We start from the raw sequence: 25392 nt of genomic DNA, 5'->3' as shown, positions 1-25392 counted from the left end.
GTAGGCCTACCTCGGCAACAAAGGCGGCTGGCTGCCGCGTGGCCAGTATAAAACCGCCCGGCGGCAGGGCGATGAACGCCGCCTGCTCAGCAGCTGACCCCGGTCAGCCGGGCGCTGATGAAATCGATGAAGACCCGCAGCTTGGGCAGCACATGGCGGCCGGAGGGCCACAGCAGGTAGAAGGTGCCGCAGGCATGGATGCGGTCGGCCATGACCCGTTGCAGGCGGCCGTCGGCCAGGGCCTCGCGCACCGAGTGCTCGGGGATATAGGCGATGCCGCGCCCGGCCAGCGCGAAGGCCAGCCGCGCTTCGATCGTATTGCTGACCATCGAGACCGGCAGTGCCAGCGGCGCGGCGCCCGGCGTCTGCGGCAGCGGCCACGGTTCCAGCTTGCCGCTGCTGGGGAAGCGGTAGTGCAGGCAGTCGTGGTGCAGCAGGTCCTCGGGCACACGTGGCGTGCCGCGCCGCGCCAGGTAATCAGGGGAGGCGACCAGATAGCGCGGGAACACGCCGAGCTGTCGCGCGCTCAGGCGCGAGTCGGTCGGCGCGCTGACCCGCAGCACGGCGTCGAAGCCTTCCTCGATCACATCCACCAGGCGGTCATCGAAATCCAGCTCCAGGCGGATGCCGGGATAAGCGGCCATGAACTCGGTGAGCAGCGGCAGCGAGATGTCGCCGACCAGCGGCAGGCTGACCCGCAGCACCCCCGTGGGCGCCTCGGTCTGCTGGACCAGCTCATCGCGGGCGGCGTCACGCTCATCGATGATGCGCCGGCACCGGACCAGGAAGCGCTCGCCCTCGGCGGTGAGAGTGACGCTGCGGGTGCTGCGATGGAACAGCCGCACGCCGAGTGCCTGCTCCAGCCGCGATACCGTCTTGCCGGCCGCCGAGGCGGAGATGCCGAGCATGCGGCCGGTCTCGACGAAGCTGCGGGTATCGGCGACCTGCACGAAGGTCTGCAGGTTGCCGAGGTTGTCCAAGGCTGACATGGGCGGTTGCACGGGGTGAAAGAGGCACTGTAACGGCCGGCAGGGCCTGCGGGGCGGGCGCCGGCGGCATTGGCCCGCAACACTGCGGTGCGCGGGTGCCTGGTGCCGGCCGAAGACCTTGCGGGGAGGGCGCTTCACCGATTGCGGCCTCGCCGGTCCGGAATGTGCGGAGCGTCACCCCGCTGTTTCGACGGCGGCCCAACGCCTACGGTGGCGCTCCCCCTTCCCCTGGTGCCCCGATGTCTGCCCTCAATGACCTTCGCGATCTTTACTCCAGCTGCGCTACGGCCCCCACCCAGGCGCGCCCATGAGCGGGCACGCGGTCGATTCCACCGCCCTCCCCCTGCCCAACGCCGCCAGCCGGTTGCCGTTCGGCGGGCTGCTGGCGCTGGCCTGCGCGGGCTTCATCACCATCCTCACCGAGGCGCTTCCGGCCGGCCTGCTCTCCCCTATGAGCGCCGATCTCGGCGTCAGCCGCGCGCTGGTCGGGCAGCTGGTCACGATCTACGCCCTGGGCTCGCTCGTCGCCGCATTGCCGATGACCGCGCTGACCCGGCGCTGGCCGCGCCGCCCGCTGCTGCTCACTGCGATCGCCGGCTTCGTGGTGGTCAACACCATCACCGCGATGACGCACCACTACGGCCTGATGCTGGTCGCGCGCTTCTGCGCGGGCATCAGCGCGGGCCTGCTGTGGTCGCTGGTGGCCGGCTATGCCAGCCGCATGGTGGTGCCGCAGCTGCAGGGCCGCGCGATCGCGGTGGCGATGGTCGGCACGCCGCTGGCACTGTCGCTCGGCATTCCGGCCGGCACCCTGCTCGGCCAGACCATTGGTTGGCGCTGGGCGTTCGGGTTGATGTCGCTGCTCAGCGTCGGCCTGCTGGTGTGGGCGCGGCTGGCGCTGCCCCCGCTGTCGGCCCCGGGCGCGGCGGCGCAGCAGCCGCTGGGCAACGTACTGCGGCTGCGCGGCATGCGCACTGCGTTGCTGACGATGTTCCTGTACGTGCTGGCGCACAACGTGCTCTACACCTACATCGAACCGTTCGCGGCGCTGTCCGGCGCGGCGGCCTGGCTGGATCGCCTGCTGCTGGTGTTCGGCGTGGCCGCGCTGGTCGGTATCTGGATCACCGGGCTGCTGGTGGACCGCTGGCTGCGCGAACTGGTCATTGCCAGCACGCTGGCGTTTGCGTTGTCGGCCGTGGCGTTCGGGCTGTGGCCCGGCACACCGTGGGTGCTGCTGATCGGCACGGTGGTGTGGGGGGTGTCGTTCGGGGGCGTTGCCACCCAGTTCCAGACCGCGGTGGCACGTCGCGCCGATGAGGCCGGTGACATCGCGCAGTCGTTCGTGGTGACCGGCTGGAACCTGGCGATCGCGCTGGCCGGCATCGTCGGCGGGGTGATGCTGGAAACCGTGGGCGAGCGCTGGCTGCCGGCGGTCCTGCTGGTGCTGCTGTTGGCCACGTTGGTGGTGGTGCTGCGCCAGCCGCGTGCGTGGGCCCCGATCGCGCACTGAGCCGAGCCGCCGCACACGGCAAGGTGAGCCGCGATACCCGGCGCTATGCTGGGGCCGGGTATCGCGATGGGAGTGGCAGGTGCGTAACGGAGTCCTTCGAAGTGGCCTGCTGGCGCTGCTGTGCCTGGCCGGGGTCGCACAGGCGGCTGAGCCGGATCGACGCATCGCGCTGACGATCGATGATCTGCCCTGGCAGCGCCTGGACGAACGCGCCGAGCCCGAGCTTGCCGCCCGTCATGCACAGTTGATCGCAGCCCTGAAGCGGGCCGACGTGCCGGTGGTGGGGTTCGTCAACGAGGTCAAGCTGGCGCTGGACGGACAGGTGCAGCCAACGCGGGTACAGATGCTGCGCGACTGGCGCGATGCCGGTGTCGAACTGGGCAACCACACCTACGGCCATGTCGATCTGCACGCGATCGGCCTGGCCGCGTATGAGCAGGACATCCTGCGCGGTGAAGCCACCTTGCGCCCACTGCTGGCCGAAACCGGGCAGGCACCGCGCTGGTTCCGGCATCCGTATCTGCGTGCCGGGCAGTCACCGCAGGAACGCGCTGCGCTCGGCGCGTTCCTGCAGCAACATGGTTATCAGGTCGCGCCGGTCACGGTCGACAACAGCGAATGGATCTGGGCCTTCGCCTACGATCACGTGCGCGATACCGAGCCCGATCCGGTCGCGCGGGAGGCTCGCCTGCGCCAGTTGCGTCGCGGCTATGTGCCCTACATGCTCAACAAGCTGGACTACTACGAGCAGCGGGGGCAGCAGCTGCTGGGCCGGTTGCCTGCACAGGTGTGGTTGATCCACGCCAATGCGCTCAGCGCGGACTGTGTGGAAGAACTGGTCGCCGCCACGCGCCGGCGCGGCTATCGCTTCATCTCGCTGGAGGCGGCACTGCAGGATCCGGCCTACCAGCATGCCGATGGCTACAACGGCGCCGGGGGCATCAGCTGGATCCAGCGCTGGGCGATGGCCGAGGGCAGACCGAAGGCGTTCTATGCTGGCGAGCCGCAGGTCCCGGCGTGGGTGATGACGCTGGCCGGCCTCGAGGCGGAATGACGCAACGGCTCAGGCCGGCGTGTCGCCGTTGGGGTTCTGCATGTCCTCCGGTGCCGGCCCGTACTGCTGCTGGCGCTGCTGGTGGAACACCATGAACTCCGCCGGCGGCAGTGCCTTCGAGAACAGCCACCCCTGCCCGAACTCCACCTGGCGCGCCTGGAGATAGGCGAGCTGGGCCGGGGTTTCCACGCCCTCCGCCACGGTGAACAGCCCGAGCGTCTTGGCCATGTCGATGATGTGCGAGGTTACTGGGCTGGTGGCGCTGTCGGTGCCGATCGCATCGATGAACGACTTGTCGATCTTCAGTGCATCCAGTGGCAGCTGCTGCAGGTACTGCAGGCTGGAATAGCCGACACCGAAGTCATCGATCGCCACGCAGTGACCCATGCGCCGCGCATTGGCCAGGCTGGTGCGCGCGCGGCGGAAATCGATGAAGCCGCGCTCGGTCGCCTCCAGCCAGATCTGCTGGGGGTGGATGCCGGTGCCGTGCAGCTTGCTCGACAGCACCTTCAACGCCCGGCCACTGCTGACATCCTCGGCGGCCAGGTTGATCGCGATGTGCGCGGTGCGGTCCTGTATCAGCAGCGTGCGCATGTCGGCGATCACATGGTCGATGACCTGATCGGTCAGCGCCTCGATCAGCCCGGCTTCCTCGGCCAGCGGAATGAACAGATCCGGCCGCACCAGCGTGCCATCGGGCCGACGCCAGCGCACCAGCGATTCGGCGCCCACGCAGATGCCGGTGTCCAGCTCGATGATCGGCTGGTAGTGCATGAAGAACTCGCGCCTGCGCACCGCCGTGGCCAGTTCGCCCCGCAGCGACAGCCGCCGCCGCGACAGCCACACCACACCCCCGATCGCCGCCAGCGCGCCGAGCACGCCCAGCGGAATGAACTGCCCGATCTGGTGGCGGAACGCGGCGACCAGATCGGTGCGCGGGGCGGTCGCAACGGCCAACCACTCCTGGTCCTGCGCGGTGGCGTAGAGCGTCTGGCCTTCCATGCCGCTGGCCGGCTCGCGCAGCAACCGCTGCAGCAGCTCCTGGTCCTGGATGTCCTGCTGCGCGATCAGGCGCCCGTCCGGGCTGGCTACCGCCAGCCGCACGTTGGGGTCGGCGATCACATCGACCAGCCGCGCCGGGTCCATCAGGATGTCGTACTGCCCGTAGCTGAGCGCCATCAACGGCTGCTCCAGATTGCCGGCCAGCGGCCGGACGCCGAGGGTGATGCCGGCGCCTTCGGCGGTCACGTACCCGGGCGTGGGCTGCGGGATCTCGGCCGTCACCGGCCCCCACGAATTGCAGACCAGCCGGCCCTGTTCGAAGTAGCCCACCTGCTCGGCCGAATGGGTACGCATGGCCAGGCTGCGCATCAGCTGCAGGTGCTCGGGTGAGCAGGGCACCAGTGTGCTCTGGTTGAGCTCGTGCAGGGTGGTCAGTGCCATCTCGTAGGCACGATGCGCGCGCTGCAGGGTGCGCTCGGCCGTGGTCTGCAGCCGCACCTGCTCGGACTCGCTGGCGCGGCTCCAGGTGAAATAGAACACCGTGGCGATCGGCACCAGGGCGCCCAGCAGGGCGAGCACTACAGTGACGGCAATGATCCTGGCGCGGTTCAAACAGACCTCGATGCCTAGTCGAAAAGGGGTTCCATGGCAGCCCGACGGGCCAGGGCACTCACTGCCCCGAGCCGCTATATGACCATCAGTCCGCGGGGATTGAAACACTGCCGCGCGCCGGGACGGGCGGGAGCGGAGGCGGGACGCTCCATGAGGGGTTGAATCCGTCAGCCCTGGGCAGGGCGCCAGCGCGTGCCCAGCGGCAGCCCGGTATTCACCTTCGGTTCGCGCCCCCGGCCGGATCATCGCGCCGCACCCTTCCGTGCCCCGATCCGAGCCCGATGAATCCGACCCTGCCTGCCGCGTTGGCCCTGTTGTCGTTGCTGCTGCCTGGCCTGGCATCGGCGCGCACGGTCTATCGCTGCGTGCAGAGCAACACGGTCAGCCTGGCCACCGCGCCGGAGCCGGGCTCCAGATGCACCCCGCAGCAGATCGACGACAACGCCGTGCAGACCCCCAACCTGTGGGGCAACATGGGCGTCTTCAGCGGCACCCTGTATGAGCGTGAGCAGGACGGTGCGCTGGTCTACTCCACCCGCAACCTGCCCGGCTCGCGCGTGTTCCTGAAGTTCACCGTGGCCACGCCCCCGGGCGAGCCGGCGCACGAAGGGCTGGGCAAGGTCGGTACGCCGCAGTTGAACCGGCATGCCAAGCAGTTCAAGGCGGCAGCCAAGGCCACCGGCGTGGACGATGCCTGGCTGCGCGCGATCGCGCATGCAGAGAGTGGCTTCGATGCCGGCGCGATCTCACCCAAGGGCGCGCAGGGCGTGATGCAGCTGATGCCCGATACGGCCACCGAATACGGCGTGGCCGATCCCCTCTCGGCCGAGCAGTCGATCAGCGGTGGCGCGCGTTACATGAAGGCGTTGCTGCGGCGTTACAAAGGCGACCGCGTACTGGCTGCGGCCGCGTACAACGCCGGGATCGGTGCGGTGACGCGCTACAAGGGCGTGCCCCCGTATGCCGAGACGCTGGCCTATGTGGAGAAGGTCAGCGCGTTGTACGTGCGCTACCGCGAAGCGATGGGGTTCAAGGTGGAGACGCCGGCGAAGTAGGGGCCGGGCTCAGCGCGAGGAGCCGCGTGCGACGATCGCGTACGCGTCACTGCGGCCGACGGCGTTCAACGCCACTTGGACATCGCGGCGCGCCACCACCTGCCACCAGCGGCGATCGCGCTCCGCATCGCCGGGCAGCGAGGGCACCGTGACAAAGCGCTGGACCGACAGCAGGGTATCGCTGCGGTGCTGGGTGGATTGCAGTCTGCCGATCAGATGCGCGGCCGCGGCGTCCAAGGCGTTGTCCTCCAGCAGGGCCTCCATGAAATAGCCTGCGGCAACATCGTCATGCGCCTGGAGCCATGCCTTTGCCTGTTCGGCACGGGCCAGATCGCCAAGCTGGCGGTAGGCCGCAAAGCGCACCCACTGCTGCACCGCTTCACCGTACGGGCTGAGGTTGTCGCCGATGCCGTTGGCGGTCTCCAGTGCCTGGCGGGGCTGCAGGATGCCGGTCTGCCACACGGCCAGATTCAGGCGCTGGCTGACATTGCTGCCGCCGCCCTCCGAGAAGCGGCCCGCGAGCGTCATGGTGGCCATCGCCGTCTCGATGTCGCCCAGCCGTCGCTGGGCGATGGCACGACTGTTGAGCAGCCACGCGAGGTCGCCGGACCCCTCGAAGGTGTCCGGAATGCCCGGACCGGCAGCCACCTTGGCCGCCCGGTCCGTCATCGCGAGGACGTCCTCGTTCTTTCCCATCAGCAGCATCGCCTCGCTCATCGCAGAGAGCGCGGTCACGTTCTCCGGCGCCAGCAGCGTGTCCAGCCGCAGCGTGTCCAGATGGCGCTGGGCAGACTGTTGTGGATCGAAACGAGGGCTGTCGCGATCGATGAAGCGATCAAAGCGCTTGTCCGCGCGCAGGGCGATGACTTCCATCGGGGTATCAATGCGCGCAAGGGTGGCCGCGACCCGTTCGGACTGCTCGGCATTGATCTGAAGCAGCGCGAGCGTACGCCAGAAATCAGTCGGCTCCACGCCATCGGGCTTCCACTGGCGCTCGAACAGCACCTCGAGGAACGCGCGCAACACATCCTCCTCGCCCTGCAACCGCTGGATGAACTGCGCGGCCATGTTGATGCTGACATCGCCCGCGAATGAAGGCGCCAGCTGCACTGCACGGGTGATGTTCCGGATGCCGTCGAGCGGATTGCCCTCCTGGGTATCCAGTGCCCCGAGCAGATACAGCACACGCGGTTCATCCGGCGACAGCTGGCGTGCGCTCTGCAGGTATGTTCGTGCGAACCCCGTCTGACCGGTCTGCAGCGCGGTCCACGCCGCCTGGCTGTAGGCCTCGAGACGGTCGGCCTGCGACAGCGTGGGCAGGGCAGGGCTCGCCAGCAGGCGTTCAAAGGCAATCAGTGCACCCAACGTGTCGCCCTGTGCGGCTTGATCGGCCGCATCGGCGACGGCGTCGCGCAGGACCTGCGCCTGTGGCGCTGTTGTGCCATCGCCGGTGTCGACACGGGCGTGGACGGGACTGCTGCCTGCGATCGCCAGCGCAAGCACCAGGGCACTACGATGACGTTGCAGGCGCCGCATGACGGTGTCCTTCCATGGAATGAACCCCGATTGAAACCGGAACGTGGCGTCCGCACAAGTCGCGTTCGTCGTGCAGGGTTTGCAGGCGCGCTGCGAGCGGCTAAGGTCGTGTCCCGAACAGCAGCAGGCAAGGACGGCGATGACGCGCGGACGATGGACGATGGTGGTGCTGATCGCCACCCTGATGGCAGCAGCGCTGGTCTGGACCTTCCTGCGCGAACCGGCGGCGCCGGCACCGCCACCGGGCCCGGTGGCGACGGCCCTGGGTTGGACGCCGCAGATCAGCGTGCTGGCCGGCGACGGCGTCGGCGGCAGCACGGAAGGCCCCGCCGCCCAGGCGCGCTTTGCCGATCCGTACGGCGTGGCCGTGGATGCACACGGCGTCGTGTACATCGCCGATGCCGGCGACAACAACCGTATCCGCCGCGTCCATCCCGACGGCCGCGTGGACACCCTGGCCGGGCAGGGCGAGGGCTGGCGCGATGGCGCTGCCTTGCAGGCGCAGTTCAACACGCCCTCCGGGATCGCGGTGGATGCCAGCGGCAACGTCTTCGTCGCCGATACCGGCAACCACGTGATCCGCCGCATCGCGGTGGACGGCACCGTGAGCACGCTGGCCGGTGATGGCCAGCGGGGCTTCGTCGACGGGCCGGCCGCGCAGGCGCGTTTCGATGGGCCGATGGGCGTGGCGGTGGACGCCGGCGGCCGCGTGTACGTGGCCGATACCTACAACGACCGTATCCGCATCATCGAACCCGATGGACGGGTGCATACCGTCGCGGGCGGCGAACGCCCGGGCATGCTCGATGGCTTGGGCACGGTCACCCGCCTGGATACGCCGGTGGCGCTGGCACTGGATCCGCACGGCAATCTGCTGATCGCCGACCTGTTCAACAACGCGATCCGCCAGCTTGCACCGGATGGCACGCTGAGCACCCGCGTCGCCGATGGGGGCCTGCTCAGTGGTCCGCTGTCGTTGGCGGTGACCCACGACGGGGTGATCTATGCCAGCGACATCAACGGCAAGGTGGTGCAGATCTCGGCGCAGGGGCATCAGCTGGCGTTGGCGGGGGTGCCGCCGCAACCGCGCTTCGCCCGTCCCACCGCGCTCGCGCTCGATGCCGAGGGTGGTCTGTACCTGGCCGATGCCGCGTCCTACCGTGTGCACCGGCTGCGTGCGCTGGCGGCAGGAGAAGCCGCCCCGCCGGCGCTGATCGGCCCGGCGCCGGACGCGCCGCTGCCGCAGACCGCCGGCCGGTGGCCGCTGGCCCCGCAGGACGGGTGGCATGAAGTGGTCGGCACGCTGGGTGAAGTGCGCGGCGACTTCAAGGGCGAAAGTCGCCACCACCTGCACGGTGGCTTCGACATCCGCGGCGATGTCGGCCAGCCGGTGCTGGCGATTGCCGACGGCAAGGTGGATACGCCGTTCGCGGCGTGGTCAGTGGGTGGCCAGGCCGAGGGCCTGTCACTGGGCCGGCTCAAGTACATCCACATGAAGGTCGGCCGCGACCCGCGCGATCGTCCGTTCGATGCGCGCTGGCAACCACTGTTCGGTGAGGACGGCACGTTGGCGCGCATCCGCGTGCGCCGTGGCACGCGCTTCGCTGCGGGTGAGGCGCTGGGCAGCATCAACCGCATGGCGCATGTACACCTGAGCGTGGGTGCCAGCGGCTTCGAGCGCAATGCGGTGGCGCTGGGCTTCATCGATTATGCCGACACCTTCGCGCCGCGCATCACCGAGGTGGCGGTGCTGGACGATCTGGATCAGCCGATCCAGGCCGGCGCCGATGGCCGCATTGCAGTTCCGAGGCAAGGCCCGGGCGTGCAGATCGTGGTGGAGGCGTGGGACCAGGTGGACCGCAACCTGCCGCGGCGGCGGCTGGGGCTGTACCAGGTCGGCTACCAGGTGCTGGATGCGCAGGGCCAGCCGTTGGCCGGCTACGAGCAGCCGCGTTTCAACATCGTCTTCAACCGGATGCCGCGCGAAGACAGCGCCACCCGCGTGGCCTACGCGCCGGACAGTGGCATCACCGTGCATGGCAGCGCGGTCACCCGGTTCCGCTACCTGGTCACCAACACCGTGCGCGATGGGCTGGTCGAGACCGGGCGCTGGCAGCCCGACGCGTTGCCCGCCGGCGACTACATCCTGCGTGGCAGTGCGCGTGACTACAGCGGCAATGAGGCCATCGGCCCGCGCGATCTGAAGATCACGCTGTTGCCCTGAGCCATGTCAGGCGCCGACGCGCACGCGTTCGGCGTCCATGTCGGCCAGCGGGCGCACCTCGATGCTGCCGAAACGTGACCACGGGAACTGCTGGGCGATGCGCATCGCCTCAGCGTGGTCCGGCGCGTTGATCAGATTGAAGCCGGCCAACAATTCGTGGGTTTCGGCGAACGGGCCATCGGTGATGCGGGTCTGGCCCTGGCGCACGCGCAGCGTACGCGCGCTGTCGACCGGTTCCAGCTTCTGCGCGAGCACCAGCGTGCCCTCGGCCTGCAGGCGGTCGGCATGCTGCAGGCAGTCGTGCATCAGGCGGTCGTACTCGTCGCCGGGCAGGGCCTGCAACAGGCCTTCGTCGATGTAGATCAGCAACAGGAATTGCATGGCCGGACCGGGGTGAGCGGGGGAAACGGCATGATGCCCCAGCCCGCGCCCGGGACGTGTTGCAGCGCCGCAGCGGTGCCCCGTTCAGGGGCGGAAAAATAAACCCGTGCGGCGTGTCGATTTCCGCCCTGCGGGCACGTTGTATCCAGTGAACGGCCCGGGTGACGGGCTGGCACACAGGAGCATCCCGTGAAAGTCATGGTACTGGTCAAGGCAACGGCGGCCACCGAGGCCGGTCAACTGCCCACCGAGCAGGAAATACGCGCCATGGGCGCTTACAACGAACAGCTGGTCCAGGCCGGGATCATGCTGGCCGGCGAGGGCCTGCACCCGACCGCGCGCGCCCGCCGGGTGGCGTTCGGCAGTGAACCGCCGCGTGTCATCGATGGGCCCTTCGCTGAAACCCGCGAGCTGGTCTGCGGGTTCTGGCTCTGGCAGGTGCGCTCGCTGGACGAGGCCACCGAATGGCTCAAGCGCGCCCCGTTCGCTGCCGGGGATGTGGTCGAGCTGCGGCCGATCCTCAGTGCCGAGGATTTCGGCGCGGCCTTCACTCCTGAATTACAGGCGCAGGAACAGCGTCTGCGCGACCAGATCGGCACCGCCGATTGATCCCCCCGCATCCCTGGAGCATTCCCATGAAACTGATTCCGTTCCTCGGCTTCAACGGCAAGACCCATGACGCCATGGCCTTCTACGCGCAGGTGCTCGGCGGTAAGGTCACCTCTGAAATGAAGTACCGCGACATGCCTCCCATGGAAAGCCAGGAGGGCTGTGGCGAGATGCCGCCGGAGACACTGGACCACGTTGCCCACAGCCAGCTGGAGGTTGGCTCGGCGGTCCTGATGGCCGCCGATGGCCCGTCGTCGGACGGGCAGGGCAGCACCACGATCAACATCGAGGTCGACTCGGTCGACGAAGCCGAGCGTGTGTTCAAGGCGCTGGCCGACGGGGGTGAGATCAAGATGCCGATCACCGAGACCTTCTGGGCCCATCGCTGGGGCTTTCTGATCGACCGCTACGGCAAGCCATGGATGGTCAACTGCATGAAGCAGCCCTGAGCCCGGACCGGCGCGATGGCACGCCGCGGTGCGGCTTGTGCCCCGGCCGCGCTGGTGCTCTGATCGGCCGCATGGACACGGCACTGACGCAACGACTGGAGACGATCTGGCGCATGGAGTCGCCAGTGTTGACCGCCCGCCTGACCCGCCTGCTTGGCGGCGATGTCGGCCGTGCCGAAGAGCTGGTCCAGGACACCTGGCTGGCCGCGCTGGAGCGCTGGCCCCGCCAGGGGGTACCGGACAATCCCGGAGCGTGGCTGATGACCACCGCGCGCAACCGTGCCATCGATGTGCTGCGCCAGCACCGCCGCGTCGCCGGCCAGCATGCGCAGTACGGCAGTGAGCTGGAGCCACTGCCGTTGCCGGCGCCCGATGACAGCGGTGCGCTGGAAGACGACATCGGCGATGACCTGCTGCGGTTGATGTTCGTCGCCTGCCACCCAGTGCTGGCGGCCGATGCGCGCGTGGCATTGACGCTGCGGCTGCTTGGCGGGCTGACCACCGAGGAGATCGCGCGCGCCTTCCTCGCCCCGGAGCCGACCATTGCCCAGCGCATCGTACGCGCCAAACGCACGCTGGCGCAGAAGCAGGTGCCGTTCGAAGTGCCACGCCAGGCGGCGCTGCCGGAGCGGTTGGCCTCGGTGCTGGAGGTGGTCTACCTGATCTTCAACGAAGGCTATGCCGCCAGTGCCGGCGATGACTGGATGCGCCCGGCATTGTGCGATGAAGCGCTGCGGCTGGGCCGCGTGCTGGCCGGCCGGCTGCCGACCTGGCCGCAGGTGCAGGGTCTGCTCGCGTTGATGGAACTGCAGGCATCGCGCACCGCCGCGCGTGCGGATGCGACCGGCACACCGATCCTGCTGCCCGACCAGGACCGCACGCGCTGGGACTGGCTGCAGATCGCCCGTGGCCAGGCGGCCCTGCAGCAAGCGATTGCATTGGGCGGTGGCGACGACGCCTATGCACTGCAGGCGGCCATCGCCGAGTGCCATGCGCGCGCACGCCGCGCCGAAGACACCGACTGGGCGCGGATGACCGTGTTGTACGCGCGGCTGGCCCAGCGCCAGCCCTCGCCGGTGATCGCGCTGAACCACGCGGTCGCCTTGTCGCGGGCACAGGGTGCGGCCGCCGCATGGCCCCTGGTCGATGCGCTCGGGGACGATGCGCGGTTGCGCGACTACGCGCCGCTGGCCGCGGTGCAGGGTGATCTGTTGGCCCAGCTGGGCCGGCACGACGAAGCGCGCGCGGCCTTCGCGCGTGCAGCCGCACTGACCGCCAACGCACGTGAGAAGGTGCTGCTGCTGGCTCGCGCGGCCGCTGTGTAGACCGGCACTGCACCGCACGGCAGCTCTGGCCTACACTCGGGCGATTGTCGGTCAGTCATGAGGTGCAGCGTGAAGCGTGTGGTAATCAGCCTGTTGGCGTTGTCGGTGTCGTCGGCCTTGATGGCCGCCACTCCCAAATTCGATGGCGCGCGGATCTCCGCCGACGTCAAGGAACTGGCGTCGGATGCCTATGAAGGCCGCTCGCCGGCCACGGCCGGTGAAGAGAAGACCATTGCGTTCCTGAGCAAGCAGTTCGCAGCGGCGGGCCTGCAGCCGGGCGGCGACCTCAAGGATGGCAAGCGCCTGTGGACCCAGGCCGTGCCGCTGCTCAAGGGCGATATCGTCGGCACCCCGAGCCTCTCGCTGAGCAGCAAAGGCACGCCGCAGACGCTGAGCCAGGGCAAGGAAATCGCCGTGCGTGCCGCCATGAACGGTGCCAGCGAAGTGGACATCAAGAACGCGCCGCTGGTCTTCCTCGGCTACGGCGTCAAGGCCGGCGAGCGCAACTGGGACGATTTCAAGGGCGTGGACCTGAAGGGCAAGATCGCGGTCGTGCTGATCAACGATCCGGACTTCGAAACCGGCCAGGGCGATTTCGACGGCAAGGGCATGACCTACTACGGCCGTTGGACCTACAAGTACGAAGAAGGCGCGCGCCAGGGCGCCCTCGGCGTGCTGATCGTGCACGAGACCGCACCGGCCTCGTATGGCTGGGCCACCGTGGCCGGTTCCAACACCAACACCATGTTCGACGTGGTCCGCGACAATCCGGCCGACGCGCATCCGCTGCTGGAAGGCTGGATCCAGCGCGATCTGGCGGTGGAACTGTTCAAGCGCTCCGGCCTGGATTTCGAGGCGCTCAAGAAGCAGGCGCAAACCCGTGACTTCAAGCCGGTCGAGCTGAAGGGCGAGACCTTCTCGGCCAAGTACGCGGTCAAGACCGAGGTGATCACCTCGCACAACGTGGCCGCGCGCCTGGAAGGCAGCACGCATCCGGATGAGACCGTGATCTACAGCGCGCACTGGGATCACATCGGGGTGGGCAAGCCGGACGCGAACGGTGACACCATCTTCAACGGTGCGCTGGACAACGCCAGCGGCACCGCCTCGCTGGTCGAACTGGCCCGCGGCTTCGCCAAGGCCAAGCGCCCGGAGCGTTCGGTGCTGTTCCTGGCCGTCACCGCCGAGGAAAAGGGCCTGCTCGGCTCGGAGTACTACGCCACCCACCCGCTGTATCCGCTGGGCAAGACCGTGGCGCTGATCAACATGGATGGCATGGCGCCCTTCAGTCCCTCGCGTGACTTCGGCATCTACGGCTCGGCCAAGCTGGAACTGCTGGACCAGCTCAAGGACGTCGCCAAGGGCTGGGACATCCGCTATACGCCGGATCCCAAGCCGGAAGCCGGCCTGTTCTTCCGCTCCGATCACTTCCCGTTCGCCAAGCGTGGCGTGCCGGCGGTGTCGTACTCGGCGGGCCAGGATTGGGTGGAAGGCGGCGTCGCCGCTGGCAAGGCGGCGTCGGATGACTACACCGCCAAGCGCTATCACCAGCAGGGGGACGAATGGCAGCCGGACTGGACCTTCGCCGGTGCCTCGCGCGATCTGGAAGTGCTGTACACGCTGGGCAACCAGCTGGCCAATTCGCGCGCCTGGCCGAACTGGAGTGAAGATTCCCAGTTCCGCGCCCCGCGTGATGCCAGCGCCGCCGAGCGAAAATAAGACCGCGTCCGGCCGGCACGCCGGCCGGACCCCGCTGTAGAGCCACGCCATGCGTGGCTTCGCGGTCTCGAACCCAGACGTAGAGCCACGCCATGCGTGGCTTCGCGGTCCCGAACCCAGACGTAGAGCCACGCCATGCGTGGCTTCGCGGTCCCGAACCCAGACGTAGAGCCACGCCATGCGTGGCTTCGCGGTCCCGGAAGAAAGCCAGCCACCCATGGGGTGGCTCTACACCGCTTCGTCCCACCATTCCCCGCCTTCGTCGCATGCCGCTTGTTCCCGCTGGCGGCAGGGCTATGCTCGCCTCACTCCCTATGTGATGACGCCGCCGTGTTCGCCAGCCTCTCCCTGATTCTCCGCATTCTGTTGGCCTGGGCCGCCGCCATCGTGGTGGCGGGGTTCGTCTGGAGTGGCTTCTTCCACGGCATGGACGAAGGTCCCGGCTGGGTGTTCGGCTTGCTGGCCCTGTTCGTGATGGTGACCGCCCTGGGCAGCTGCATTGCCCATATCCGCCGGGTCCAGCACGCAGCCGGGCGCCTGGACGCGGCCACCCTGTCCAGCCGCCAGCGGCGCCAGATCGAGGTCCCCATGGATGCGGGCCCCGCCTTCGCCTTGGTCGAAGCGGCCATCGCCGAGCTGCCGCGGGTGGAAGATATCGAAAGCGCTCCGGGCAGCCTGCAGGTCCGTGCCTACGTACGCCGCGTGGACACCTACAACGGCCGCCCACCGTCGCGCTGGAACCTGCCTGCGCGGCTGGCGATAAAGCGCAACAGCGTGCTCGCCACGGTCACGCCGGGGCAGGGCACCAGCAGCGTGACGCTGCTGTTCGAGCCCGACGCCGGCGTCTGGGCGGACCTGCTGGCGGTGGACGAAGGCAGCAACCATGAAAACGCCGAAGCGGTAAGCCGTGCGATCACCCGCCGGGTGGCCGAGCAGCGCCGCGACGAACAGGCCGCCGCCGAACAGACCGCGACCGAGAAGGAACTCTCGGTGGCCAGACTCAACCTGCTGCATGCCCAGGTCGAGCCGCACTTCCTCTACAACACCCTGGCCAACGCGCAGGTGCTGACCCGCACTGATCCGCCGCGCGCGGACCAGATGCTGGGGCACCTGATCCAGTACCTGCGCAGCTCGCTGCCCAGCGTGGATGAATCGATGTCCACCCTGGGGGTGGAGCTGGAGCGCACCCAGGCCTACCTGGAAATCCTCAAGATCCGCATGGGCGCACGCCTGGCCCTGCAGGTGGATGTGCCGCCGGCGCTGACCAGCGTGCCGCTGCCCTCGATGGCCCTGCAGACCCTGGTCGAGAATGCGATCAAACACGGGCTGGAACCCAAGCCGGGCGGTGGCACGGTATGGATCATCGCGCGCGCTTTCGAGGACCATGTCACCCTCACCGTGGCCGACGATGGCCTCGGTTTCGGGCAGGGCACCAGCGGTACCGGGATCGGCCTGAAGAACCTGCGCGAGCGCCTGCGCCTGACCTGCGGTGAGCGCGCCGGGGTGGCCATCGTGTCCAATTTCCCCAGCGGCGTGGCGGCGACGATCACCCTGCCGCGCGATGCCCGGGAGGCGATCCATGCAGCTTGATGCACTCATTGCCGAAGACGAAGACCTGCTGCGGCAGTCATTGGTCGCCCAGCTGCAGCGGCTATGGCCGGAGCTGCGGCTGGTGGCCGAATGCGAGGATGGCGCCAGCGCGCTGGAGCGCCTGGCCGAGCTGAAGCCGGATCTGGCCCTGCTCGACATCCGCATGCCGGGCATCACCGGCATCGAGGTGGCCCGCGCGCTGCCCGAGATCAGCCCGCGCACCCAGGTGGTGTTCGTCACCGCCTACGACCAGTACGCCATCGATGCCTTCGAACAGGGCGCGATCGACTACCTGCTCAAGCCGGTCAGCGATGAGCGTCTGCTCGCCACGCGTGAGCGCATTCTGGCGCGCATGCAGCTGGGCCGGCCGGACAGCGGCATGCTGGAACAACTGCTGCAGCGCCTGGGCCAGCAGCCCGCCGCCGCCTCAAGCGCGCCGCCGTTGGCCTGGATCACGGCCAGCAACGGGCGCGACACCCAGCTGATCATGCTCGAAGACGTGATCTACTTCCGTGCCGACAGCAAATACACCACCGTGGTCACCGAGCAGGGTGAAAGCCTGCTGCGCACCTCGCTGCGCGAACTGCTCGACGCGCTCGATCCGCAACGGTTCCGCCAGATCCACCGTTCCACCATCGTCAACATGAAAGCGGTCGCCGCGGTCACCCGCGATGACACCGGCCGCGGCCAGCTGCGCTTGAAGCACCGCGCCGAAGTGCTCAACGTCAGCCAGCCCTTCATGAGTCTGTTCCGCGGGATGTAAGACGCCTTTTCTTTTGTCGGGAGCCTGCCATGCGTATCGCCGTTGTCGCCAGTCTCTGCGTGCTGGTGCTGGCTGCCTGCCAGCAATCGAGCAACACCTCCGTCACCCGCATCCGCGCCAATGGCGTGGATGCGCTGTACAGCAAGACCACGGTCGACAACGGGGTGGCCAGCTTCGACTGCATCGCCAGCAGCAGTGGTCACTGCCACTACCTGGTGCTGGATGCGCGCTGCGGGAAGGACAAGGACTGCGCCTATCCGCCCCTGCACCGGCTGTCGGTGGCAGTCGGCAAGACCGAGCAGATGGCGGGGTTGCCGGCTGGCTTCCAGCACTGCGTCAGCGCGGTCCAGAAAGAACAATGCCACCGTGAGTGATCACGGTGGCATCGTGGCTCCCCCCGCGTTTCAGTAGGGTCAGAACGCCGGTTGCAGATGCAGGTTGGTTCCGTTGGGCTGCTCGCCCACGTGGTTGAGCTGGCCGACCAGTTCGGTGTGCTGCTTCATCCGGCCGATCTCGCGCATGATGCGGATATCCTCATGGCGCAGTTCGCGCTTGGCGCTCACGGCCTGCTTGTAGTCCAGCACTTCCGGATAGTGCTGGGCCATATCCAGCGCTTCGGCCACGCACTCCACCGTATCGGCATCGGAGGTGATCCGGGCGCGGCTGTTGAAGGCCTTCATCCAGCGCTCGAAGCCGGCGGTGTGATCGAACATGTTGGCCATGAACCAGATCACGAACAGGATCGACACCCATGAGCCGAACACGATCACCACGCGGGTGAAGGTGATATGGAAGTCATCCTTCCACAGGTAGTTGCTGATCAGGCCGAGGATCAGCAGCGAGGATGCCTGCCACCCGACGATCGAGGCCATCAGCCATTGGCCCTTGGCCTTGGCGAGCACCGCGACTTCCTCGCGGATCTGCTGTTCACTCTTGTTACGCCAATGCGCGACCTGTTTTTCGAACGGGCTGCTGTACAGCTCGTTGTCCTGCAACAGCAAACCCAAACCTTTGAACAAAGCGATCATGACGAGCTCCTTCTGGAACGTGCGGCAGCGCATTGGACGACGTTGTGGCACGTCCAGTTCTAGCACTTTCACGGCGCTTGGCAATGGGCAAAGCGCAAAGATCCGGCGTCATTCCTGCCTGAATGGGCAAACTCGCAGCGGATTTGCGCACTGCGGCACGTAAATCACCGGGTAAATAGCCTGTGGACGCCGGTTCCCATGCTGCAGTTGCACAATGCGCGGGCCCAGCGCGACGGTGCCCTCGCCAGCCCCGGCGGTATCACGCAGAATTGACGCATCCGCGCGAAACGCCGGCCCGCTCCGCCCTCGGTACTGTTGATGTCTTCCCTGCTGCGTTCGCTTGCCCGCCCCGCCACTGCCCCGATCCGCCGCTGGGTACTGGGTGCTTTCCCCCGCGGCCAGAGTGGGATCGATTACGACCATCCCCTGGGCGACCCCGGCTGGTTCGGCCCGGACAGCATCACCTGGCGCGTGCACTCGGAATTTCCCGGGATGCTTGCCGGCGGCCTGTGCGCGCTGATGCTGCAGACCCTGCATCCGCTGGCGCTGGCCGGCGTGTACGACCACTCCAATTTCCGCGATGACCTGGTCGGCCGCCTGCGCCGAACCACCGCGTTTGTCGCCGGCACCACGTACGCACCGGCCGCGGAAGTCGAGGCGTTGATCGCCAAGGTGACCCGCATCCACGCGCAGGTGCGCGGGCACACGGCCGACGGCCGCGCGTATTCCGCGGACGATCCCGCCTTGCTGACCTGGGTACACGTGACCGAGGCCTATGGTTTCCTGCAGGGCTGCCGGCGCTATTGCCGCGACGTCCCGGGCGCCATCGCCGATCAGTATTACCGCGAGTACAAGCGCGTGGCCGAAGCACTCGGCGCCACCGATGTGCCGGCGTCGGAAGCGGAGGTCGACGCGTACTTCGCACAACAGCAATCGGCGCTGGTGTTCGATGCGCGCTCGCGCGAGGTGCTGGCGGTGTTGTCCGGCATCCGCTTGCCGGTGCCGATGGCGGGACTGTCGCGCGAGCTGTTCCTGGGTGCCGGCGCGGCGCTGTTGCCGGACTGGGCGACGACGATGCTGGCGCGCACGCCCATGCAACGTGCGCAGTCGCGTGCCTCTGCGGTGATGCTGAAGGGTATGGCGCCACTGTTCCGGCGTGCACTGCAGGATGGCCTGGCGACGCGGGCGTGCACGCGGATGGGCGTTCCTGCCGGCGTGCTTGCTGATTGGCCTTGAAGCGGTGAATCGCGAGTGCCTGTGTCCGATGGTTGGGTCGGGCACGCATAGGCTTCCGGGACCCGCTGCAAGTACGTCCCTGTAAGCTCGAATGCCGCCATCCATGGCGGCATACGGTCCCTCCAGCCTACACGTGCCCGCCCCCTGACAATTGGCCGGTGGCCATGCTGAGATCAAAGGCCAGTAAGCGGAGCTGAGCGGCATCGCGGAGCAGCAGCGCTAAGAGGCAGACTCAGTAGCAGTGCCAACCAGTGGATCAGAGTGGCGATACTAAACAGCTAAACAGCTGAACAGCTGAACAGCTAAACAGCTGAACGGCTGAACGGCAAAGCGGCACAGAACTGCAGAAGTGCGGTGCAACAAAGCGCGAGCAGCAGAGCGTGAGCAGCAAAGCTGAGCAGCAGAGCACAGCGCAGCAGCAGAGCACAGCAGCAGAGCACAGCGCAGCAGCAGAGCAAAGCAGCAGAGCAAAGCAGCAGAGCAAAGCAGCAGAGCGTCACTGTGTTGCTCCACGAAGCCGAGTAGCAAAGCTACAGATCGAAGCGGGCCAGCGAAACAAACCCAATCACTGCCACAGCCGCGGAGCCGGGGACCGCTTTTCCCTTGCGCACCAGCCCATTGTCAAAGGGTGGGCATGGGTGGGGTGGCGGGACCGTATGCCGCCATGGATGGCGGCATACGAGCTTACATGGACGTACTTGCAGCGGGTCCCGACACCCCGCCCATGCCCGCCCAAGCCAGGGCAGCCGCAAACCCCAGCCGTTGCTCTGCTCCAGCTCTTCAGCTCTTCAGCTCTTCAGCTCTGAAGCTCTTCAGCTCTTCAGCTCTGAAGCTCTGAAGCTCTGAAGCTCTGAAGCTCTGAAGCTCTACGACAAAAAAAACGGGCGCCGAAGCGCCCGTTCTTTCATCTCAGCAAAACGTGATGAAAAACCTCACCACACCTTGACCCGCTTCTCCGGCGCCAGATACAGCTTCTGGCCTTCCTTCACCTCGAAGGCCGGATACCACGCATCCAGATTGCGCACCGTCAACGCACGGAACTGGCCCGGCGCATGCACGTTCGTCAACAGCGAATTGCGCAGTGCCTGCTCACGCGCCTTGCTGCGCCACGCCTGCGCAAAGCCCAGGAAGAACCGCTGATCCGGCGTGAAGCCCTCCAACGTCTGGCCCGGCTTGCCCTGCAACGACAACTGATACGCATCGTAGGCCGTCGACAGACCCGCCACGTCCGCAATGTTCTCGCCCAGCGTCAAACGACCATTCACCGACACCCCCGGGAACGGACTGTAGCTGCTGAACTGCGCCGCCAGCGCATCACCGGCCGCGTTGAACTTCTTCAGATCTTCCGCCGTCCACCAGTTCTGCAGCTTGCCCGTCTCATCGAACAGCGCACCGGCGTTGTCGAAGCCGTGGCTGATCTCATGGCCGATCACCGCACCGATCGCACCGTAGTTCACCGCATCATCGGCCGCACCATCGAAGAACGGCGGCTGCAGGATCGCAGCCGGGAACACCAGACGGTTTTCCAGCGGCACGTTCATCGCATTGATGGTCTGCGGCAGCATCGCCCACTCGCTGTGGTCCACCGGCTTGCCCAGCTTGGCGATGTTGCGGCGGTACTCGAACAGCTCGGCACGCTCGGCATTGCCCAGCGCGTCATCGCGCTTGATCTCCAGGCCCGTGTAATCGCGCCATGTGTCCGGGTAGCCCATACCCACGGTCAGGCCATCGACCTTGGCTTTGGCACGCGCCTTGGTCTGCGGCGACATCCATTCCAGCGCATCGATGCGCTTGGCGAACGCGGCAATGATGTTCTTGGCCATCTCGTCCGCACGGGCCTTGGTGGCCGGATCGAAATGACGCTCGACGTACAGCTTGCCGATCGCTTCGCCGACGGCATGGTTGCTGTCATCCACCGCACGCTTCCAGCGCTCGCTCTGCTGCGGGGTGCCGTTGAGCGTGGTGCCGTGGAAGGCGAAGCGCGCATCGGCGAACGACTTGGGCAGGTACGGGGCGGCGCGGTCCAGCGCATGGAAGGCCAGGTAGTCCTTCCAGACCTCCAGCGGCTCGGTCGCGACCAGGCGCGAAATGCCGGCCACGGCCTTGGGCTGCCACACGATGAAGTCCTGCTGGGCGTCCAGGCCGGCCGAGGCCAGGAAAGCGCTCCAGTCCATGCCCGGCGCCTTGGCGCTCAGGTCGGCCTGCTTCCAGGCATTGGCGCCCTTGGCGACGTCGTTGGTGTCTTCCTGGGTGGCGTGCGCCTGGGCGATCTTGGTCTCCAGCGCGAGGATGCGCTGGGCCTTGGCCGCCGGATCGGCGACGCCGGCCAGCTGCAGCACCTGGGCGATATACGCCTGGTACTGCTTGCGGATCTCGGCCATGCGGCCGCCCTGCAGGTAGAAGTCGCGGTCCGGCAGGCCCAGGCCGCCCTGCACCAGGTACGGCGCGGTGCGGTCCGGCTGCAGCAGATCCACCGAGACCCACACACCGAACAGGCGGTCGGTGTAGAAGTTGGTGGCGTTGAGCAGGTCCACATCGGCGCGCAGGGTGCCGCCCAGCGCGGTGGCCAGCGCGGCCTTGTCGCTGATCCCGGCGATGGCGTCCAGCGCTGGTTTGACCGGGGCGGCACCGCGTGACTCGATGCCGGTCTCGTCCATGAAGGCGGCGTAGTAATCGCCGATCAACCTGGTTTCGCCCTCGGCCTTGGTATCGGCCGCGGCGCCTTCGAGGATCGCGCGGGTGTCGGCCAGGGTCTTTTCGGAAATGACGTTGAAGCTGCCGTAGCTGGAACGGTCGGCCGGGATCTCGGTGTTCTTGACCCAGGTGCCGTTGGCGAAGCCGAAGAAGTCATCGCCGGCGGCGATGCTGCGGTCCATGCCGGCGGCGTCGAAGCCGAAACTGCCAAGCTGCGGCTTGGGCGCGGCCGGTTCGGCCGGAGCGGCTTCGGGCGCGGCCGCGGCCGGCGCAGTCGCCTGGCGGTCACAGGCGGCCAGGCTCAGCGACAGGCTGGCGGCAATGGCGAGCATCAGGGTGGGGCGGCGCAGCTTGGACATTGAGCTTCTCTGCAACGGAAACATCCAAGTCTAATCCTGTCCCGGGCGTACGGTTATGCCGGCTTCGGCGGCATCGGGTACCGGATCTGCCCGTCCCCGGATTCACCGAGGTGAACGGCCCGCTGCGGTGCTTCCCGTCCTGCGCGTGCTCGTGCATGCTGGCGCGGCACGGATTCCGCGCGCGCCCCGTCGGCGCCCGCGTGACGATCAAGGCGTCAAGAATCCCGGGCAGCGGCCGCTCAGGTTTGGGGAAACCAGGAAGCGTTTACAGATGAAGTCAGCCTGTCGTTCGGGAAAAGGGTTGCGATGCCCGCGTTGAACCGTGCCCTGGCGCGGCCACTGCGGACCTTCGTGTGGCTGGGGGTTTGCCTGGGTGTGCTGCTGGCTGCCGGGCTGGTGGCCACGCTGGTCAATGATGGCCAGCGCCGACAGGAAGCCGCACAGCGCCAGAGCTCGGCGCTGGCGACCGGTGCCCAGCGCCTGCTGCGGCTGGAGCTGCGCAATCTGGAGCGGGTGATGCAGGGCATTTCCCGGGATGGTGCGCTGCTGTTCCAGCGTGTGCCGGCGCAGGCCCCTGATCTGCTCGACGCCAGCATCGCCGGCGCGCTGCAGCGGCATGCCGAACTGCACAGCATCGTGGTGGTCGACCAGTACGGGCGCGCCCTAACCAGTGGCAGCGGGGACCTGCAGCTGCCGCTGTGGGCGGTGGATGACAACCGCGGGCAGGGCAGCCAGGTGTTCCTTGGCCCACCCCAAGCGCTGGATGCCGCGCAGTGGATCCTGCCGCTGGCGCTGCCCATGGGCGGCGACCGCTGGCTGCTGGCACGGCTGCGCACGGCCGAACTGCAGTCGATCATCGGCGGCATGGACACCGGCGATGCCGGGGTGATCTCCATCACCGACCCGCATGGCTATGTGTTGGCGCGCAGTCCGGACCCGGCCGGGGTGGTGGGGCGTCGTTTCGGCCTGGCCAAGCGCGAGCTGCTGCGCCGAGACGCGTTGACGCCGCTGGGGACCGAGATCAGCGCGGTCGATGGCATCGAACGGATTTCCAGCCTCAGCACGCTGGCGCAGTACCCGCTGGCGGTCTACGCCGGGCTGGGCCGGCGCGATGTGCTGGCAGCGTGGTGGCCGTATGTGCAGGCCTCGATCGGCGTCTATCTGCTGTACTGGGCGCTGTTCGGCGCGGTGTATGTGAGCCTGCGCCGTGCCACCCGCGATCAGGACACGCTGAGCGAGGAGCTGCGCACCGGCCATGCCGAACTGCGCATGGCGCACCAGGTTGGCAAGGTCTGCACCTGGTACGTGGATGAGGATGCCTGCCTGTTGCGCTGGTCACCGCTGGCGCGTGAGATTTTCGGCATCGACATCGAGAGCCTGCCGGTCGCCGACTTCTTCGCACGCGTGCACCACGAAGACACCGTACGCATGCAGCAGGCCTTCGACGCCGCATTTGCCGGCAGCGGCGTGCTCGATGAAATGTTCCGCCTGGTGTTGCCTGGGGGCGCGATCCGCTGGGTGTCCGCGCGTGGCCAGCGGGTGGCGGTGGTGGACCGCGAGCGCCGCATGATCGGGGCATTGACCGATGTCAGCGAGCGGGTGGATGCGCTGGCCCGGGTGCAGCAGGCCGAACGACAGTTCCGGCTGCTGTTCGACCGCAACCCGGCGCCGTTCTGGGTGTTCGATCCGGACACGCTGCGCTTCCTGGAAGTCAACGAAGCGGCGGTGCGCCAGTACGGCTACAGCCGCGATGAATTCCTGGCGATGAGCATCCTGGATATCCGCCCGCGCGAAGGCTGGGAGGAGATCCGCGGGGCGATCGCCCAGGCCCGCATCGGCGACGTGCAGGATGCGCAGGTGCGCCTGCACCAGCGCAAGGACGGCACCGTGTTCGAGGTCCGTGCGCATCTGGCCCGGCTGGATTTCGATGGGCGCCAGGCCTGCCTGGTGCTGGCCGAGGACGTCAGCGAGCGCCTGGCCTACGAGCGCGACCTGGCGTATCACGCCACCCACAACCCGGCGACCGGCCTGCTCAATACGCGTGCGCTGGCCGCGCAGCTGGACGAGGAGGGCGGGGCGTACACCATTGCCTACGTGCAGTTCCGTGGCCTGCAGCTGGTCGCCGATACGCTCGGCCGGGAGGTCGGCGACGTGGTGCTGCAGGCGATGGCCAAGCGCCTGGGCGGGCTCGGCGTGCGCTATGGGCTGCTGGCCTTCCAGCCGGCCGAGGATTTCATTTTCGCCATCCGCGACGACCATCAGCGCCAGACCGCGCTGGACACTCTGGTGCAGACCGTCTCCGAGCCGGTGCGCGGGCAGGATTGGCTGCACCAGTTCGAGCCGCGCATTGGCGTGGCGGTCAAGGCCGACGCCGACACCAGCACCGCCGAGCAGGTGATCGGCATGGCCGCGCAGGCCGCGCATGCGGCGCGCGACGAAGGCAACGTGATCGCCTGGTATGACACCACCGTGAGTTCGCGCTTGTCCGAACGCCTGCGCCTGGCTGGGCGCATCCACAGCGCGATCGATACCGAGTTCGAGCTGTACTACCAGCCGATCTGCCACGCAGGCGACAGCAGCCCGGCCGCGCTGGAAGCCCTGCTGCGCTGGCCGCAGGCCGACGGCAGTTTCATTCCACCGGGTGAGTTCATCCAGCTGTGCGAAGACACCGGCCTGATCCTGGCGCTGGGCCGCTGGGTGATCCGCGCCGCCGCGCAGGCACAGCGGCAGCTGGTCGATGCCGGCTGGGACCTGCCGATCGCGGTGAATGTCTCGGCGGTGCAGTTCTTCAACAGCGACCTGGTGGCCGAGTTCACCCGCGCCAGCCAGGAGTTCGGGCTGGCCCGCGGTGCGCTGCAGGTCGAGCTGACCGAGAGCAGCCTCATGCGCAAGCCCGGCCAGGCCAAGCAGACCATGCAGCGCCTGCATGAGCAGGGCATCTGCATCTCGCTGGACGACTTCGGTACCGGCTATTCGAACATGTCCTACCTGCAGCATCTGCCGCTGGACATCCTCAAGATCGACCGCAGCTTCGTGGCGGACGTGGAAACCAATCCACGCAATGCCTCCATCTGCCGTGCACTGCTGTCACTGGGGCACAGCATGGGCCTGACCATCATCGCCGAAGGCGTGGAGACCCCCGGGCAGCACCAGTGGTTGGCCGCGCACGGCTGTGACCAGGTGCAGGGCTATCTGCTGGGCCGACCGATGCCGCTGGCCAGGGTGATCGCGCAGTTGGATGCGGTGGAGGCGTAGTT

The 25392-nt window shown here is 67.7% G+C and carries 19 protein-coding genes; 13 read left to right on the top strand and 6 right to left on the bottom strand.

All coding sequences use genetic code 11. From position 1 onward, the window contains the following. Positions 1-86 precede the first annotated feature (86 nt). The gene (locus tag ABE546_RS13495; RefSeq protein ID WP_313211735.1) at positions 87-989 is read right to left on the bottom strand and encodes a LysR family transcriptional regulator; all 903 of its coding nucleotides are present in this window, start codon (positions 987-989) and stop codon (positions 87-89) included. Positions 990-1296: 307 nt separating this feature from the next. Between ABE546_RS13495 and ABE546_RS13490 the strand changes: the two genes are divergently transcribed. Both ABE546_RS13490 and ABE546_RS13485 read left to right on the top strand, forming a co-directional pair. After that, positions 1297-2499, top strand: a complete 1203-nt coding sequence (locus ABE546_RS13490; RefSeq protein ID WP_346464040.1) for an MFS transporter — start codon at positions 1297-1299, stop codon at positions 2497-2499. A 106-nt stretch (positions 2500-2605) separates the two neighbouring features. Next, positions 2606-3553, top strand: coding sequence for a polysaccharide deacetylase family protein (locus ABE546_RS13485; protein WP_346464110.1), 948 nt, complete (start codon positions 2606-2608; stop codon positions 3551-3553). A 9-nt stretch (positions 3554-3562) separates the two neighbouring features. On the opposite strand, the gene ABE546_RS13480 is transcribed toward ABE546_RS13485, so the two are convergent. After that, entirely contained in the window at positions 3563-5167 is a 1605-nt protein-coding gene (locus tag ABE546_RS13480; RefSeq protein WP_346464039.1) for an EAL domain-containing protein, read from the bottom strand. Between the two features lie 281 nt (positions 5168-5448). Here ABE546_RS13480 and ABE546_RS13475 point away from each other — a divergent pair, with 281 nt between their 5' ends. Then, a complete protein-coding gene (locus ABE546_RS13475; protein ID WP_070426523.1) occupies positions 5449-6222 on the top strand; it encodes a lytic transglycosylase domain-containing protein in 774 nt (257 codons plus the stop codon). 9 nt (positions 6223-6231) lie between these two features. Here the strand turns inward: ABE546_RS13475 and ABE546_RS13470 are convergent, their stop codons facing one another. Further along, entirely contained in the window at positions 6232-7758 is a 1527-nt protein-coding gene (locus ABE546_RS13470; protein WP_346464038.1) for a hypothetical protein, read from the bottom strand. A 139-nt stretch (positions 7759-7897) separates the two neighbouring features. Here ABE546_RS13470 and ABE546_RS13465 point away from each other — a divergent pair, with 139 nt between their 5' ends. Next, positions 7898-9982, top strand: coding sequence for a gluconolaconase (locus ABE546_RS13465; RefSeq protein WP_346464036.1), 2085 nt, complete (start codon positions 7898-7900; stop codon positions 9980-9982). 6 nt (positions 9983-9988) lie between these two features. Here the strand turns inward: ABE546_RS13465 and ABE546_RS13460 are convergent, their stop codons facing one another. Beyond that, positions 9989-10363: a YciI family protein gene (locus tag ABE546_RS13460; protein WP_313211742.1), complete on the bottom strand. Its 375-nt coding sequence runs from the start codon at positions 10361-10363 to the stop codon at positions 9989-9991. 189 nt (positions 10364-10552) lie between these two features. On the opposite strand from ABE546_RS13460, the gene ABE546_RS13455 reads away from it, so the two are divergent. The 7 genes from ABE546_RS13455 to ABE546_RS13425 all read left to right on the top strand — a co-directional run bounded on the left by ABE546_RS13455 (position 10553) and on the right by ABE546_RS13425 (position 17192). Beyond that, positions 10553-10972, top strand: a complete 420-nt coding sequence (locus ABE546_RS13455; RefSeq protein WP_313211743.1) for a YciI family protein — start codon at positions 10553-10555, stop codon at positions 10970-10972. Between the two features lie 26 nt (positions 10973-10998). Further along, complete coding sequence (locus ABE546_RS13450) at positions 10999-11421, top strand: VOC family protein (RefSeq protein WP_346464035.1); 423 nt, start codon at positions 10999-11001, stop codon at positions 11419-11421. Between the two features lie 71 nt (positions 11422-11492). Then, positions 11493-12746: a sigma-70 family RNA polymerase sigma factor gene (locus ABE546_RS13445; protein WP_346464033.1), complete on the top strand. Its 1254-nt coding sequence runs from the start codon at positions 11493-11495 to the stop codon at positions 12744-12746. A gap of 69 nt (positions 12747-12815) precedes the next feature. Then, complete coding sequence (locus ABE546_RS13440) at positions 12816-14465, top strand: M28 family metallopeptidase (RefSeq protein ID WP_346464032.1); 1650 nt, start codon at positions 12816-12818, stop codon at positions 14463-14465. A 330-nt stretch (positions 14466-14795) separates the two neighbouring features. Next, the gene (locus ABE546_RS13435) at positions 14796-16055 is read left to right on the top strand and encodes a histidine kinase (RefSeq protein WP_313211748.1); all 1260 of its coding nucleotides are present in this window, start codon (positions 14796-14798) and stop codon (positions 16053-16055) included. Beyond that, positions 16045-16818 (top strand): LytTR family DNA-binding domain-containing protein, encoded by a 774-nt coding sequence (locus ABE546_RS13430; protein ID WP_313211749.1) that lies wholly within the window; start codon positions 16045-16047, stop codon positions 16816-16818. The genes ABE546_RS13435 and ABE546_RS13430 overlap by 11 nt, the downstream gene beginning before the upstream one ends. Positions 16819-16847: 29 nt before the next feature. Beyond that, the gene (locus ABE546_RS13425; protein ID WP_313211750.1) at positions 16848-17192 is read left to right on the top strand and encodes a hypothetical protein; all 345 of its coding nucleotides are present in this window, start codon (positions 16848-16850) and stop codon (positions 17190-17192) included. A gap of 39 nt (positions 17193-17231) precedes the next feature. Here the strand turns inward: ABE546_RS13425 and ABE546_RS13420 are convergent, their stop codons facing one another. After that, on the bottom strand, positions 17232-17846 hold the full coding sequence (locus ABE546_RS13420) for a hypothetical protein (RefSeq protein ID WP_026070179.1): 615 nt from the start codon (positions 17844-17846) through the stop codon (positions 17232-17234). A gap of 318 nt (positions 17847-18164) precedes the next feature. Between ABE546_RS13420 and ABE546_RS13415 the strand changes: the two genes are divergently transcribed. Beyond that, on the top strand, positions 18165-19082 hold the full coding sequence (locus tag ABE546_RS13415; protein ID WP_313211751.1) for an oxygenase MpaB family protein: 918 nt from the start codon (positions 18165-18167) through the stop codon (positions 19080-19082). A gap of 932 nt (positions 19083-20014) precedes the next feature. Here ABE546_RS13415 and ABE546_RS13410 read toward each other — a convergent pair. Beyond that, positions 20015-22135, bottom strand: coding sequence for a M13 family metallopeptidase (locus ABE546_RS13410; RefSeq protein ID WP_346464031.1), 2121 nt, complete (start codon positions 22133-22135; stop codon positions 20015-20017). 306 nt (positions 22136-22441) lie between these two features. Here ABE546_RS13410 and ABE546_RS13405 point away from each other — a divergent pair, with 306 nt between their 5' ends. Further along, positions 22442-25390, top strand: coding sequence for an EAL domain-containing protein (locus ABE546_RS13405; RefSeq protein ID WP_346464029.1), 2949 nt, complete (start codon positions 22442-22444; stop codon positions 25388-25390). Positions 25391-25392: the final 2 nt, after the last annotated feature.

The organism is Stenotrophomonas sp. TWI377, assembly GCF_039674525.1.
Lineage (GTDB): Bacteria > Pseudomonadota > Gammaproteobacteria > Xanthomonadales > Xanthomonadaceae > Stenotrophomonas.
Note: the sequence above shows the minus strand (reverse complement) of the source record. Positions and strands in the feature narration are given on the sequence as shown.